The 14,610-nt window shown below is 68.6% G+C and carries 14 protein-coding genes and 1 pseudogene; 14 read left to right on the plus strand and 1 reads right to left on the minus strand.

What is annotated here, in order from left to right; translation table 11 throughout:
• The 10 genes from RT309_RS08700 to RT309_RS08745 form a co-directional block, all read left to right on the plus strand.
• Positions 1-599: glycosyltransferase (locus RT309_RS08700; protein ID WP_313356477.1), on the plus strand; the 599-nt coding region annotated here is incomplete at its 5' end.
• Between the two features lie 12 nt (positions 600-611).
• Positions 612-2,012, plus strand: a complete 1,401-nt coding sequence (gene murC, locus RT309_RS08705) for a UDP-N-acetylmuramate--L-alanine ligase (protein ID WP_313356478.1) — start codon at positions 612-614, stop codon at positions 2,010-2,012.
• A gap of 1 nt (position 2,013) precedes the next feature.
• Entirely contained in the window at positions 2,014-3,048 is a 1,035-nt protein-coding gene (locus RT309_RS08710) for an FtsQ-type POTRA domain-containing protein (RefSeq protein WP_313356479.1), read from the plus strand.
• Between the two features lie 153 nt (positions 3,049-3,201).
• Entirely contained in the window at positions 3,202-4,344 is a 1,143-nt protein-coding gene (gene ftsZ, locus RT309_RS08715; RefSeq protein WP_313356480.1) for a cell division protein FtsZ, read from the plus strand.
• Entirely contained in the window at positions 4,341-5,018 is a 678-nt protein-coding gene (locus tag RT309_RS08720) for a YggS family pyridoxal phosphate-dependent enzyme (protein ID WP_313356481.1), read from the plus strand. Before ftsZ ends, RT309_RS08720 begins: the two co-directional genes overlap by 4 nt.
• A 43-nt stretch (positions 5,019-5,061) precedes the next feature.
• Entirely contained in the window at positions 5,062-5,535 is a 474-nt protein-coding gene (locus RT309_RS08725) for a cell division protein SepF (protein WP_313356482.1), read from the plus strand.
• Positions 5,536-5,538: 3 nt separating this feature from the next.
• A complete protein-coding gene (locus RT309_RS08730) occupies positions 5,539-5,838 on the plus strand; it encodes a YggT family protein (protein WP_313356483.1) in 300 nt (99 codons plus the stop codon).
• Positions 5,839-5,981: 143 nt separating this feature from the next.
• Positions 5,982-6,545: a DivIVA domain-containing protein gene (locus tag RT309_RS08735; RefSeq protein WP_313356484.1), complete on the plus strand. Its 564-nt coding sequence runs from the start codon at positions 5,982-5,984 to the stop codon at positions 6,543-6,545.
• Positions 6,546-6,639: 94 nt separating this feature from the next.
• The gene (gene lspA / locus RT309_RS08740) at positions 6,640-7,134 is read left to right on the plus strand and encodes a signal peptidase II (RefSeq protein WP_396654438.1); all 495 of its coding nucleotides are present in this window, start codon (positions 6,640-6,642) and stop codon (positions 7,132-7,134) included.
• Between the two features lie 2 nt (positions 7,135-7,136).
• A complete protein-coding gene (locus RT309_RS08745) occupies positions 7,137-8,069 on the plus strand; it encodes an RluA family pseudouridine synthase (protein ID WP_313356485.1) in 933 nt (310 codons plus the stop codon).
• Between the two features lie 12 nt (positions 8,070-8,081).
• On the opposite strand, the gene RT309_RS08750 is transcribed toward RT309_RS08745, so the two are convergent.
• On the minus strand, positions 8,082-8,564 hold the full coding sequence (locus RT309_RS08750; protein ID WP_313356486.1) for an NUDIX domain-containing protein: 483 nt from the start codon (positions 8,562-8,564) through the stop codon (positions 8,082-8,084).
• Between the two features lie 70 nt (positions 8,565-8,634).
• Between RT309_RS08750 and RT309_RS08755 the strand changes: the two genes are divergently transcribed.
• The 4 genes and pseudogenes from RT309_RS08755 to RT309_RS08770 form a co-directional block, all read left to right on the plus strand.
• Entirely contained in the window at positions 8,635-9,231 is a 597-nt protein-coding gene (locus RT309_RS08755; protein WP_313356487.1) for a sigma-70 family RNA polymerase sigma factor, read from the plus strand.
• Positions 9,206-10,225 carry a hypothetical protein gene (locus tag RT309_RS08760; RefSeq protein WP_313356488.1) on the plus strand — a complete coding sequence of 340 codons (1,020 nt, stop codon included), beginning with the start codon at positions 9,206-9,208 and terminating at the stop codon, positions 10,223-10,225. The genes RT309_RS08755 and RT309_RS08760 overlap by 26 nt, the downstream gene beginning before the upstream one ends.
• Positions 10,226-10,298: 73 nt before the next feature.
• Positions 10,299-13,814 carry a DNA polymerase III subunit alpha gene (dnaE, locus tag RT309_RS08765; RefSeq protein WP_313356489.1) on the plus strand — a complete coding sequence of 1,172 codons (3,516 nt, stop codon included), beginning with the start codon at positions 10,299-10,301 and terminating at the stop codon, positions 13,812-13,814.
• A gap of 91 nt (positions 13,815-13,905) precedes the next feature.
• Positions 13,906-14,610: pseudogene (locus RT309_RS08770) on the plus strand (hypothetical protein); the annotation flags it as partial.

Consider the following 14,610-nt stretch of genomic DNA (forward strand, 5'->3'; position numbering starts at 1 on the left):
CCCTGCGCCGTGAGATCGTCGAGCTCGACCGCCGGGCGACGCGGGCCGAGGCGGCCGCGCACTTCGGTCTGGAAGCCGATCGCCCCGTTCTGCTCGTCTTCGGGGGATCGCTGGGGGCGCTGCGACTCAACGAGGCGATCGCCGGCTCGTGGGCCGACGTGCTCGCCGCGGGCTGGCAGCTGCTGCACGCCACCGGTGAGCGCAGCGACCTGGTCGACCCGGGCGTGGCGGGCTACGCGATGCGCCGGTACATCGACCGCATGGACCTCGCTTTCGCGCTGGCCGACCTGATCGTCTCCCGCTCGGGCTCGGCCACGGTCAGCGAGGTCAGCGCCCTCGGCATCCCCGCCGTGTACGTGCCGTATGCGGTCGGCAACGGCGAGCAGCGGCTCAACGCGGCCTCCGCCGTCGAGGCGGGAGCCGCCGTTCTGCTCGACGACGCGACCTTCGACGGCGACGTCGTGCGCGAGAAGATCGTCCCGCTGCTCGGCGACCGCGCCCGCATCGACGCCATGGCGGCCGCAGCCGAGCGCATCGGCTCGCGCACCGGGGCCGAGGATCTCATCGCGCTGATCGATCGCGCACTCGCCGAAAAGTAGACTGGGAGCGACATGATCAGACCCGACCTCTCCCTTCCGATCCCCGAGACCATCACCTCCGCGCACTTCATCGGCATCGGCGGATCCGGCATGAGCGGGCTCGCGAAGATGTTCCTCGACGCGGGCATCCGCGTCTCCGGCTCCGATCGGGCCGACAGCGCAGGCCTGCGTTCCCTCGCGGCCGCGGGGGCGACCGTGCACGTGGGGCATGACGCCGCTCACCTCGGCGACGCCGACACGGTGATCCACACCGGCGCGATCTGGCCCGAGAACCCCGAGTTCGTCACAGCGAAGCATCGCGGACTGCATGTGATCCACCGCTCGCAGGCGCTGCACTGGCTGATCGGGGGCCGTCGCCTCGTCTCCGTCGCCGGCGCGCACGGCAAGACCAGCTCGACCGGCATGCTCGTCACCGCCCTGCACGCGCTCGGAGCCGATCCGAGCTTCGTCAACGGCGGCGTGATCGAGCAGCTCGGCGTCTCGAGCGGCACCGGAGCCGACGAGCTGTTCGTGATCGAGGCCGACGAGTCCGACGGCACCTTCCTGCTGTACGACACGTCGATCGCGGTGATCACCAACGTCGACCCCGACCACCTCGACTTCTTCGGTTCGGAGCAGGCCTTCTACGACGCCTTCGTCCGCTTCGCAGACCGGGCACGCGAGGCCGTGGTGATCTCGAGCGACGATCCCGGAGCGCAGCGCGTGCGGGCGGGCCTCGGTCACCGCAGGGTCGTCACGTTCGGGCACGCGGCCGACGCGGATCTGCGCATCGACGACATCGTCACGACCGGGGGTGTGGCCGCGACCCTGGTGCACGCGGGAGAATCGGAGCGGATGCGGCTGGCCGTGCCCGGCGCGCACAACGCGATCAATGCCGCCGGCATCGTCGCCGTGCTGCTCACGCTCGGCCACGGTCTGACCGAGGCGGTCCGCGCGGTGGAGGGCTTCGCGGGAACCGTGCGCCGGCTCGAGCTGCACGGTCAAGCCCGCGGCGTGCAGGTGTACGACGACTACGCGCACCACCCGACCGAGGTGCGCGCCGCCCTCGAGGCGATGCGCGGGGTCGCCGGATCCGGCCGCCTCATCGCGATCCAGCAGCCGCACACGTACTCGCGCACTCAGCACATGTTCCGGGAGTTCGCCGCGGTGCTCGAGGAACTCGCCGATCACACGGTGATGCTCGACGTCTACGGCGCGCGCGAGGACCCGGTGCCCGGTGTCACGGGAGAGCTGGTCAGCGGCGCGTTCGCCGACCAGGCGAACGTGCACTATGTGCCCGACTGGCAGGAGGCGGCCGACTACACGGCCCGCATCGCCCGCGACGGCGACTGCGTGGTGACGCTGGGCTGCGGAAACGTCTACCAGATCATCCCGCAGGTGCTCGACGCGCTGCGCCGCCCCACTGAGGACTGACATGCGGCGCCCGGCACCGCTTCCCGCATCGCCCGAGGAGCCGACTCCGGGCGATGATCCCGACGTCGCATCGCCCGCACCTCGCAGGCGCTCTCTGCTGCCCTTCGGCGGCGCGGGGGAGCGGGATGCCCGCGGGTGGGAGTCCGGAACAGCGGATGCCGACGTCGCGGACGTCGAGAATCCGGATGACGCCGATCCGGGTTCCGACGGCAGCTCCGAGGCCGGCGGACACTCCGCGACCGCGGTGATCGCGGAGGAGGACCGGGATGCCGCGCCATCCGCCGTGCGCAGCAGCGAGGTCTGGCGTGCCGCACGCGCCCGCCGGAAGGCGCTGCGCGCCGAGATCCGACGCTTCACCCAGCGTTCCCGACGGCGACGATTCGCCGTGTGGGGCACGGCCGGCGCTCTCGTCGCCCTCGTGCTCGGCAGCGTGATCGCCGCATACAGTCCGCTGTTCGCCGTGGAGAAGATCACCGTGGCGGGGGCGACGAGCATCGACGCGGCCGTCGTGCAGCAGGCGCTGGGCGAGCAGATCGGCCGGCCGCTGGCCCTGGTCGATGCCGATCGCGTCAAGTCGGCACTGGCGGAGTTTCCGATCATCGAGTCCTACGCTCTCGAGATCCGACCGCCCCGCGAGCTGCTCGTGCGCATCGTGGAGCGCACGCCGGTGGGCGCGATCCGCGACGGCGACGCCTACTCGGTGGTCGACGCCGCGGGCGTGGTGCTCTCGTCGAGCCAGGAGAGGCCCGAGAGCACGCCCGAGCTCGATATCACCGGCGGCCTCGGCTCGGCCGCCTTCCGCAGCGCCGGCCTGGTGATGAGGTCGCTGCCCGCAGACCTGCGGGCGACGGTCACCGAGGTGCGTGCGACGTCGGGCGATGACGTGACGCTCAGCCTGGCCGACGGCAAGACCGTGGTGTGGGGGAGCGAGCGGGATTCGGCGCGCAAGGCCGCGGTGCTGGTGCGCCTGATCGCGGCCGCGCCCCAGTCGAGCACCTTCGATGTGTCGTCTCCGACCGTTCCGGTCGTGGGTTGAGAGCAGATCGCGGCGACACGCCGTGTCGGTGCGGGCACACGCCGATGTTGCGCATAGCGTCATTGACGAGAACGCAATACCGGGAAACAGTTTAACCCTCTCGTTGAGGTTTAAGGTTTATCCCTCGTCAGGCTCGAATAACGGAGGCCGGCCATGAGCCAGAACCAGAACTACCTCGCCGTGATCAAGGTCGTCGGCGTCGGCGGTGGCGGCGTCAACGCCGTCAACCGCATGATCGAACTCGGACTCCGCGGAGTCGAGTTCATCGCTGTCAACACCGACGCACAGGCGCTGCTGATGAGCGACGCCGACGTCAAGCTCGACGTGGGTCGCGAGCTCACTCGTGGTCTCGGCGCAGGAGCCGATCCCGAGGTGGGTCGCCGGGCCGCCGAGGACCACGCCGAGGAGATCGAGCAGGCGCTCACCGGAGCCGACATGGTCTTCGTGACCGCCGGAGAGGGTGGCGGCACAGGCACGGGCGGTGCACCCGTCGTCGCGCGGATCGCGAAGTCGATCGGCGCGCTGACCATCGGCGTCGTGACCAAGCCGTTCTCGTTCGAGGGTCGTCGCCGCCAGAGCCAGGCCGAGGCCGGGGTCGCCAAGCTGAAGGAAGAGGTCGACACGCTCATCGTGGTGCCGAACGACCGACTCCTCGAGATCAGCGATCGCGGCATCTCGATGATCGAGGCCTTCGCCACCGCCGACCAGGTGCTCCTCGCCGGTGTGCAGGGCATCACCGACCTCATCACCACCCCCGGGCTCATCAACCTCGACTTCGCCGACGTGAAGTCGGTCATGCAGGGGGCCGGTTCCGCTCTCATGGGCATCGGCTCGGCGCGCGGGGCCGACCGCGCCATCAAGGCCGCCGAACTGGCGGTCGAGTCGCCTCTGCTCGAGGCATCCATCGAAGGCGCCCACGGCGTGCTGCTGTCGATCCAGGGTGGATCGAACCTCGGCATCTTCGAGATCCACGATGCCGCCGACCTCGTCAAGGAGGCAGCGCACCCGGAGGCGAACATCATCTTCGGAACGGTCATCGACGACACCCTCGGCGACGAGGTGCGCGTCACGGTGATCGCCGCCGGCTTCGACGGGGGCCAGCCCGCCCCGCGGCTGGAGCCGATGGTGATCGAGCGTCCGGCCGCCGACCCGCTGCCCGAGGTGCGCCTGGACGAGAGGGTCGCCGAGGAGCGTCCGGAGCCGGTCAGGCCGGCCGTGACGCCCGCCCCGGTGGCATCGAGCATCGAGCCGGCGTTCTCGGACGACGACATCGACATCCCCGAGTTCCTGAAGTGACGCTCCGCGCGCGGCTGTCGGCGATAGACGAGCGCATCGCCGACGCCGCGCGCCGGGCGGGCCGGGATCCGGGTGAGATCACCCGGATCGTGGTGACGAAGTTCCACCCCGCCTCCCTGGTGCGCGAGTTGCACGAGCTCGGTGTGACGGATGTCGGCGAGAACCGGCAGCAGGAGATGACGGCCAAGCGCGCCGCCCTCGACGGGCTGGACGTACGCTGGCACTTCATCGGCCAGGCTCAGACGAACAAGGCCTCCGCCATCCGCCGGGACGCCGACGTGGTGCACTCCGTCGACCGGGTGAAGCTCGCCGACGCACTGCACCGGGCGGATGCCGAGGGCGACCCGCTGGACGTGCTCGTGCAGGTCAACCTCACCCTCGATGCAGGACGGGGCGGCAGTGCGCTCGGCGACGCCGAAGCGCTGGCCGAGCACGTGCTCACGCTCCCGTCGCTTCGGCTTCGGGGGATCATGGCGGTCGCTCCTCTCGACGAGGAGCCGTCGCGCGCCTTCGCCCGGCTGCGCGACGTCGCCGATCGCATCCGTGCGCTCTCGCCAGGAGCCGGCTGGATCTCAGCCGGGATGACCGGAGATTTCGAAGCGGCGATCGACGCAGGCGCGACACACCTGCGGATCGGTTCCGCAATCACAGGACCGCGCCCCGACCGGGGTTAGCCTTTCAACCAGACCAGCCCGAACGTTCGAACCGGAGGACACGATGGGTAACCCGCTGAAGAAGACCATGGTGTATCTCGGCCTCGCCGACGAGGAAGAGGTCTACGAGGAGGAAGTCGCGCAGACGCCGGCTCGAGCCTCCCGTGACAAGCACGAGACGCCCGAGCGAGATGAGGCCGCACCCGCGCCCGTCACGCCGCTGCGTCGTCCGACGGCTGTGCGTCAGCCGGCGGCGGGCGCGGTCAACGAGATCCTCACCGTGCACCCCAAGCAGTACCGCGACGCTCAGATCATCGCCGAGAACTTCCGCGAGGGCGTGCCGGTGATCATCAACCTGTCGCAGATGAGTGACGCCGATGCGCGCCGTCTCATCGACTTCGCCAGCGGGCTCTCGCTGGGGCTGTACGGCCGCATCGAGCGAGTCACCAGCAAGGTCTTCCTGCTCTCGCCCGAGAACATCGCGGTGTCCGGGCAGGGTGGCCTGGCGCAGGCGGATTCCGCCTCGTTCGACTCCTGACCCGTGGGAGCGATCCTCAGCATCATCGGCGGCATCGCCGAACTGGTGCTGACGCTGTACGTGCTCGTGCTCATCGCGAGACTCGTGCTCGAGTACATCCCGATGTTCAACCGGTCCTGGCGGCCGAGAGGTGCAGGCCTGGTCGTCGCCGAGATCGTCTACACCGTCACCGACCCGCCGATCCGCTTCTTCCGCAGGCTGGTCCCGCCGCTGCGCATCGGCACCATCGCGCTCGATTTCGGGTTCATGCTGACCATGCTCAGCGTGTTCATCCTGATGGCGGTCATCCGCGCTCTCACCTGAGCATCTGAGCAGGCGTGCATCGCGTCGCTCAGTCTGGGGGACTATGCTTGGCTCCCAGACGCGCGCCCCGGGTACGCGTCTAATGAACCACATCGCCGGCTCTCAGCGACTGGCAACCGAACTCATCGAAAGAGGAGCCACCCATGGCACTTACCCCGGATGACGTCGTCCACAAGGAGTTCCAGCACGTCCGATTCAAGGACGGCTTCGACCCCGAAGAGGTCGACGACTACCTCGACGAGATCGTCGTTGAATGGCGCAAGACCATCGAGGAGAACAACGAGCTGAAGGCCAGGCTCGCGGCGTTCGAGTCCGGCGAGAACGCTCCGGCTCCCGTCGCCGCGCCGACGCCGGCGCCCGCTGCGGCCGTCGAGGGCTCGCCCACCGGCACCTCCGCCGGCATCATCGAGCTTGCACAGCGTCTGCACGACGAGCACGTCGCCGAGGGTGAGGCCAAGCGCAAGCAGCTCATCGAGGAGGCCGAGAGCGAGGTCGCCCGCATCCGCACCGAGGCCGAGGCGAAGCAGCGCGAGGAGTCGGCACGACTCGAGCGCGAGCGCAACATGCTCGAGGGTCGCATCACCGAGCTCCGCGAGTTCGAGCGCGACTACCGTGGCAAGCTCCGCGCGATGATCGAGGGTCAGCTGCGCGACCTCGACCAGAAGTCTTCGACGGACTCGACCCCCGTCTCCGCCATCGGCCTGTAGGTCACTCTTGGCAGGACGTCGTCCCCTTCGTCGGTCGGCGGCCGGCACCATCGTCGCTTCTCTTGCGGCGATCGTGCTGGCCGCCGATCAGTTTGTGAAGCACCTCACCATCGAGAACCTGCCCAAGCACGAGGCCGTGCCGGTGCTGGGCGAGTTCCTGCAGCTCTACTACGTCCGCAATTCCGGCGCCGCGTTCTCGATCGGCTCGAGCATGACGTGGATCTTCACGATCGCCATGGCCGTGGTGGTCGGGATCGTCGTCTGGAAGACCCTCGAAGTGCGCTCGCGGCTCTGGGCGACCGTTCTCGGTCTGCTGCTCGGCGGGGTGCTCGGCAACCTCACGGACCGCCTGCTGCGCGAACCCGGGTTCGCCGTCGGCCATGTCGTCGACATGATCTCGATGCCCTGGATGATGCCCGCGATCTTCAACGTCGCCGACATCTTCATCGTCTCCGGCATGATCTCGGTCGCTCTGCTGGTCGTGTTCGGTCTGCGACTCGACGGGACGCGAGAGCGGGATCACGCGCAGAGCGCGGATGACGCGACAGCGGACGGCGCCGAGGACGCGCCTGCGTCCGCGGGGATCTGATCGTGCAGTCCCGCAGCCTTCCCGTCCCCGACGGGCTCGACGGCCAGCGCGTCGACGCGGCGCTGGCGAAGATGCTCGGCTTCTCGCGCACCTTCGCCGCCGAGGTCGCCGAAGCGGGCGGTGTCACTCTCGACGGTGCCGCGCTCGGAAAGTCCGACCGCCTGCGCGCCGGCGGCTGGCTCGACGTGAGCTGGGCACCGAAGGAGGAGCCGAGGATCGAGCCGATCGCTGTGCCCGAGCTCGGGATCGTCCACGACGACGACGACATCGTCGTGGTCGACAAGCCGACCGGTGTCGCCGCCCATCCGTCGCTCGGCTGGGAAGGGCCGACCGTCGTCGGCGCTCTCGCAGCCGCGGGCTTCCGAGTCGCGACCAGCGGAGCGCCCGAACGGCAGGGCGTCGTGCACCGCCTGGATGTCGGCACCAGCGGTCTCATGGTCGTGGCGAAGACCGAGAGCGCGTACTCCGCGCTCAAGCGCGCGTTCAAGGAGCGCACAGTCGAGAAGATCTACCACGCGGTCGTGCAGGGGCATCCGGATCCCCTCGCGGGCACCATCGACGCACCGATCGGCCGCCACCCGAACCACAGCTGGAAGTTCGCCGTCGTACCCGACGGCAAGCCGTCGGTGACCCACTACGAGACGCTCGAGGCCTTTCCCGGGGCTTCTCTGCTCGAGATCCATCTCGAGACCGGTCGCACGCATCAGATCCGCGTGCACATGGCCGCGCATCGGCACCCCTGCGTCGGCGATCCGCTCTACGGCGCCGACCCGACCCTGTCGGCGAGACTGGGCCTCACCAGGCAGTGGCTGCATGCGCATCAGCTCGCGTTCACGCATCCGGCGACCGGACAGTGGGTGCAGTTCGGGTCGCCGTACCCTGCGGACTTCCGGCACGCCCTCGACGTGCTGGACCCGGGACGCGACTGGGAATGAACCGACTCGACCTCAGCGCCTGACGCGGCCGCCGCGGAAGGTCGCCGGGTCGTCCTCCGCCATCGCCAGAGCGATCTTGCGCAGATGCGCATCGTCGACGTCGCCCATGGCAGCGAGGTCGTAGAACCCCACCTCGGTCAGCTCCCCGTCGGCAGGATGCGGGTCGCCCGACACCCAGCTGCAGCGGAAGACGAGGTCGAGATAGTCGACCTGGTCGCCGTTGTCGTAGGTGATCCGCGGCATCTGCTGCACCAGCGCGAGCCGGTCGACCGAGACGACGACGCCCGCCTCCTCGAGGCACTCGCGCGCCGCGGCATCCGCCGGCTCCTCGCCCGGCTCGACGATCCCCGAGATCGCCTGCCACGACCCGTTGTCGGCGCGCTTGCCCAGCAGCACCTTCTCATCACGGAAGACGATCGCCGTGGCGCCGACCAGAGAAAGCGGTGCGGTGCCGATGTGCTTGCGCAGAGCGAGGACGAACTCGGGAGTGGCCATGGCATTCAGCGTATCGAGGGCGGTGCGAAGATGTCGTGAACCGTCCGCGCGTACGGAGGCAATACCCGGTGTGAGCACAGACAACGAGATCATCCAGCGATCGCTCGAGGAGCCGGAGGCCTTCTCCGGCATCTTCGAGCGGCACGTCCGGCCGGTGGGCAGCTACATCCGCCGTCGGGTGGGAGCGGATGCCGTCGACGACGCGCTGAGCGAGACGTTCCTCGTCGCATTCCGGCGTCGTGGGTCGTTCGATCGGAGCGTCGGGTCGGCCCTTCCCTGGCTGCTGGGCATCGCGACACGGATCGTGAAGCACCATCGGGCCGACGAGGCCAAGCAGTGGCGGTCGTTCTCAGCGGCTGCGGGGGCGGCATCCCTCGCTACCGGCGATCACATCGGGATCGACGACCGGATGGATGCGGATTCCGCGGTGCGCGCGCTCGCGCCTCGCATCGCGGCGCTCTCGGCACGTGACCGCGACACGCTGCTGCTGTACGCCTGGGGCGATCTGACGTACGAGCAGATCGCGCTCGGCGTGCCGGTGGGCACCGTCCGGTCGCGCCTCAATCGCGTGCGTCGCAAGCTCGCACCTCCGGGTTCGCATTCCGCGGCCCGATTGACCTGGATGGCGAAGGAGGAGAGCGATGTCGCTTATGGAGCAGGTGCGTGACTTGGGCGCCGAGCAGGCGTCCCTCGGCGACCGCACCGTCACGGTGGCGAGGGCGGCACTGATGCGCGAGGTGAGGCGCCGCACACGCGAACGGCGGCGGATCCCCCGCTGGGCGGGGGTCGGGATCGGCGGGGTGGTGGCGGGAACAGCGGTCACGGCGATCGTCGTGGGGTCGGTGCTGGCACCGTCGACCGCGCCGAGCGCGTCTGCCGCCGAGGTGCTGCGAGGAGCCGCTCGCACGACGCTCACGACGACCGCGCTGGATCCCGCCCCCGGGCAGTACATCCGCATCCAGGAGGTGTCCACGCAGACGCTGGGCTGGAGAGCGGATCCGGACGAGCCGGATGGCGGAGTCCTGGACAGCACGGAGCAGGCGACGAGCCTGACCCTGCAGATCTCCCGGTCGCTGTACGTGCCACAGGACCGATCGCAGGACTGGGTCGAGGACTATGCCGAGTCCAAGGAGGTGCTCAGTGCATCCGGTCCGGACGTGACCGATGCCACCCGGGCGGCACTCGAGCCGGACGGTCTCGGCGTGCAGATCTATCCGGCCGGGCTGTACAGCGAACCGGATGCCGTCGAGCCGGACGACATGTTCCACCGGAACGCCCTGGAGTGCTACTACGACGTCATGCCCAGAGAGCCTCAGCGACTCGTGCGGTGGCTCGAGGCGAACCAGGACGCACCACGGTCGACATGCGCTCCACCGCGACTGGGGGAGCCCATCGAGTTCAACCTCGCGCCGGCGGATCTGCGAGCAGCGATGTTCCAGGCGCTCGCGCAGGTCGAGGGCGCACGTGTGGAACGCGTCGAAGGCGACATCACGACGATCGCCTTTCCGGAGGGCGGCGAGAGCGCGTGGATGCAGACGGTCGACGTGGACACGTCCCAGGGAATCATCGTGGGACGCGGCGCTCTCGAGGATGAGCTCTGGTCGAGCAGGGTCTTCGTGACGATCGTCGACGAGATCCCCGCATCGGTTCAGCTGCCGTGAGGGGGTGACTCGGTCGAGGCAGCGCGCACCGTGCCTCGGCCGGGTTGTCCGAGGGGCCTCGTAGACTCGATGCATGGCCTCCGATTCCTTCGTGCACCTGCATGTCCACAGCGAGTACTCCATGCTGGACGGTGCGGCGAAGATCACCTCGATGACGCAGGCGGCGGCCGATTACGGGATGCCGGCGATCGCCGTCACCGACCACGGGAACACCTTCGCGGCGTTCGAGTTCTACAACGCCGCGAACGCCGCGGGAGTCAAGCCGATCATCGGCCTCGAGGCGTACGTCACCCCGGGAACGCACCGCAGCGACAAGTCGCGGGTGGCCTGGGGAACCGCGGATCAGAAGAGCGACGACGTCTCGGGATCCGGCGCGTACACGCACACGACGCTGTGGAGCGAGACCACCGCCGGCATGCACAACCTGTTCCGGCTGAGCTCGCTCTCGAGCATCGAGGGGTACTACTTCAAGCCGCGCATGGACCGCGAGCTGCTGCAGACGTACGGCAAGGGCCTGATCGCCACCACGGGATGCCCGTCGGGAGAGATCCAGACCAGGCTCCGGCTCGGCCAGTACGACGCGGCGCGTGCGGCGGCGGCCGAGTTCCAGGACATCTTCGGCAAAGAGAACTACTTCGCCGAGATCATGGACCACGGCCTCTCCATCGAGCGGCGGGTGATCAGCGATCTGCTGCGGCTGTCGAAAGACCTGAACATCCCGCTCGTCGCGACCAACGACTCGCACTACACCCACCAGCACGAGGCCGACGCGCACGAGGCGCTGCTCTGCGTGCAGTCCGGTTCGACGATGGACGACCCCAACCGGTTCAAGTTCGACGGCGACGGCTACTACATCAAGACGGCGCAGGAGATGCGGCAGCTGTTCCTCGACCACCCCGAGGCGTGCGACAACACGCTGCTGATCGCCGAGCGCTGCCAGGTCGAGTTCGACACCAAGGCGAACTACATGCCGCGGTTCCCGGTGCCGGACGGCGAGACCGAAGACAGCTGGCTGGTCAAGGAGGTCGAGAAGGGACTGCACTACCGGTACCCGAACGGCATTCCCGACAAGGTGCGCAAGCAGGCCGAGTACGAGACCGGCATCATCCTGCAGATGGGCTTCCCGGGCTACTTCCTCGTCGTCGCCGACTTCATCAACTGGGCCAAGGACCACGGCATCCGGGTCGGACCCGGCCGCGGTTCGGGCGCCGGCTCGATGGTCGCATACGCGATGAAGATCACCGACCTCGATCCGCTCGAGCACGGCCTCATCTTCGAGCGCTTCCTCAACCCCGACCGCGTCTCGATGCCCGACTTCGACGTCGACTTCGACGACCGCCGCCGCGGCGAGGTGATCGAGTACGTGACCGAGAAGTACGGCTCCGAGCGCGTCGCGCAGATCGTCACCTACGGCACGATCAAGTCCAAGCAGGCCCTGAAAGACGCGGGCCGCGTGCTCGGCTACCCGTTCAGCATGGGCGATCGTCTCACCAAGGCCATGCCGCCGGCTGTGATGGGCAAGGACATGCCGCTCAGCGGCATGTACGACAGCGCGCACCCGCGCTACAAGGAGGCGAGCGAGTTCCGGGCGCTGATCGACACCGACACGGATGCCAAGCGCGTCTTCGACCGCGCGCTGGGGCTCGAGGGGCTGAAGCGGCAGTGGGGCGTGCACGCGGCAGGCGTGATCATGTCGTCGGATCCGCTGCTCGACATCATCCCGATCATGAAGCGCGAGCAGGACGGCCAGATCGTCACGCAGTTCGACTACCCGTCGTGCGAGGCGCTGGGTCTGATCAAGATGGACTTCCTGGGCCTGCGCAACCTCACGATCATCTCGGACGCGCTCGACAACATCCGGATGAACAGGGGGGAGGAGGTCGATCTCGAGCATCTCGGCCTCGAGGACCGCGCCGTCTACGACCTGCTGGCCCGCGGCGACACGCTCGGCGTCTTCCAGCTCGACAGCCCGCCGCTGCGTTCGCTGATGCGGCTGATGAAGCCCGACAACTTCGGCGACATCTCGGCGCTCATCGCCCTGTACCGCCCGGGACCGATGGGGGCGAACTCGCACACCAACTACGCCCTGCGCAAGAACGGCCTGCAGGAGATCACGCCCATCCATCCCGAGCTGGAAGAGCCCCTGGCCGACATCCTGCAGGAGTCCTATGGTCTGATCATCTATCAGGAGCAGGTCATGGCCATCGCGCAGAAGGTGGCCGGGTTCAGCCTCGGCCAGGCCGACATCCTGCGTCGCGCGATGGGCAAGAAGAAGAAGTCCGAACTCGACAAGCAGTACGAGGGCTTCTCGGGCGGGATGAAGGAACGCGGCTACGGCGAGGGCGCGGTGAAGGCGCTGTGGGACATCCTGCTGCCGTTCTCGGACTACGCGTTCAACAAAGCGCACTCCGCGGCATACGGTCTGGTCTCGTACTGGACCGCCTATCTCAAGGCGAAATACCCGGCCGAGTACATGGCGGCCCTGCTCACGAGTGTGGGCGACTCCAAGGACAAGATGGCGCTCTACCTCAACGAGTGCCGCCGCATGGGCATCCGTGTGATGCCGCCGGACGTGTCCGAGTCGATCAACTTCTTCGCCGCCGTCGGCGAAGACATCCGCTTCGGCCTCGGCGCGGTGCGCAACGTCGGCAGCAACGTCGTCGACGGGATCGTCGCCTCCCGCGGCGACGGCCCGTTCACCTCGTTCCACGACTTCCTCGGCAAGGTGCCGCTGCACGTCTCGAACAAGCGCACTGTCGAGTCCCTGATCAAGGCCGGCGCGTTCGACTCGATGGGCGACACCCGACGTGCGCTGATGGAGATCCACGAGGACGCCGTCGAAGCCGCCGTCGACCGCAAACGGAACGAGGCGCAGGGCGCGATCGGCTTCGACTTCGACAGCCTCTACGACGGCATGGAGGAGGCGCCGGCGAAGGTGCCCGACCGTCCCGAGTGGATCAAGAAGGACAAGCTGGCGTTCGAGCGCGAGATGCTCGGGCTGTATGTCTCCGACCACCCGCTCGCGGGGCTCGAGGTGCCGCTCGCCAAGCACGCCTCGATCTCGATCAGCGACCTGCTCACCTCGGAGGATCTGCAGGACGGCGACCAGGTCACCGTGGCCGGGCTCGTGACCAGTGTGCAGCATCGGGTGGCGAAGGCCAGCGGCAACCCGTACGGCATGATCACCGTCGAGGACTTCAACGGCGAGGTGACGATCATGTTCATGGGCAAGACGTACACCGAGTTCCAGCACACCCTGCAGCAGGATGCCATCCTCGCCGTGCGCGGACGCGTCTCCCGTCGCGATGACGGGCTCAACCTGCACGCGCAGTCGGCGTTCGCCCCCGACGTCGGATCGTTCGACGCCGCAGGCCCGCTCTCGCTGCTGGTCGCCGAGCAGCGGGCGACTGAGCGGGTCATGACCGACCTGGCCGACGTGCTGCGCCGCCACGCCGGCGACACCGAGGTGCTGCTGCGCGTGCACCGTGGCAGCGCCGCGAAGGTGTTCGAAGTGCCGATGCCGGTGAAGGTGTCCGCCGATCTGTTCGGCGACCTGAAGTCGCTGCTGGGCCCCGCCTGCCTGGGCTGAGCGCGCCGGCTCGACACGACGCATCGAACTCCAGGGTGCGGTGAGTAGGATCATGACTCGCGTGGCCACCCCACGAACGAAAGGACCCTCGATGAGCTTCGACAGGCCCAGCAGCGCCCACGACGACGCCTCAGCGGACGAGTCCCGTCTGCGCGCGGATGCGCGCGCCGAGGCGGGCATCGACTCCGACGAGATCGACCCGGACGACGACGGAGTGCTCTACGAAGACCAGGTCCAGCCCGAGTACGGCATCCTCGGGTTCACGTTGCGTGAGCTCATCATCATCGGCGCCTGGCTGGTCGGCTTCGTCGCCTCGTTCTTCCCGGTCGGACCGATCGGCAACACTGTGTGGACGTCGGGCATCCATTGGATCCTGATGATGGGGGTGCCGACGGCGGCCGTCTTCCTGGTCGTGCTGCGCCGCTTCTCGCCCGACGGGATCCGCCGTGTGGGATCGCTGGGAATCGACCAGTTCGCCTCCGTCGCGGCCGCGGTCGCCGCCGTCTCCTGGGCTCAGGTGCTGTGGCAGCAGGTCGCCGCCACCGTCGAGACCGGTGTCCTGCTCATCGGCTGGGTCGCCGTGGTGGGGCAGCTGGCGACGCTCGTGCTCGTGGCTGCCACGGTGTTCGCCCCCGTGCTGCCGCGACTGCGCGACGACTTCCACGGACGCCTCGAGACCCTGGCGCACCGCAACGCCAACCCCGTCCGTCCCGTGATCGCGCGCCCGCGGGCCGAGCGCGAGTTCGTTCCGCCGGCCGTGGACTCGGCAGGTGCAGCCCCGCAGGCTGAGCGCGGC

The sequence above is a fragment of the Microbacterium sp. genome (assembly GCF_032084865.1).
GTDB lineage: Bacteria > Actinomycetota > Actinomycetes > Actinomycetales > Microbacteriaceae > Microbacterium.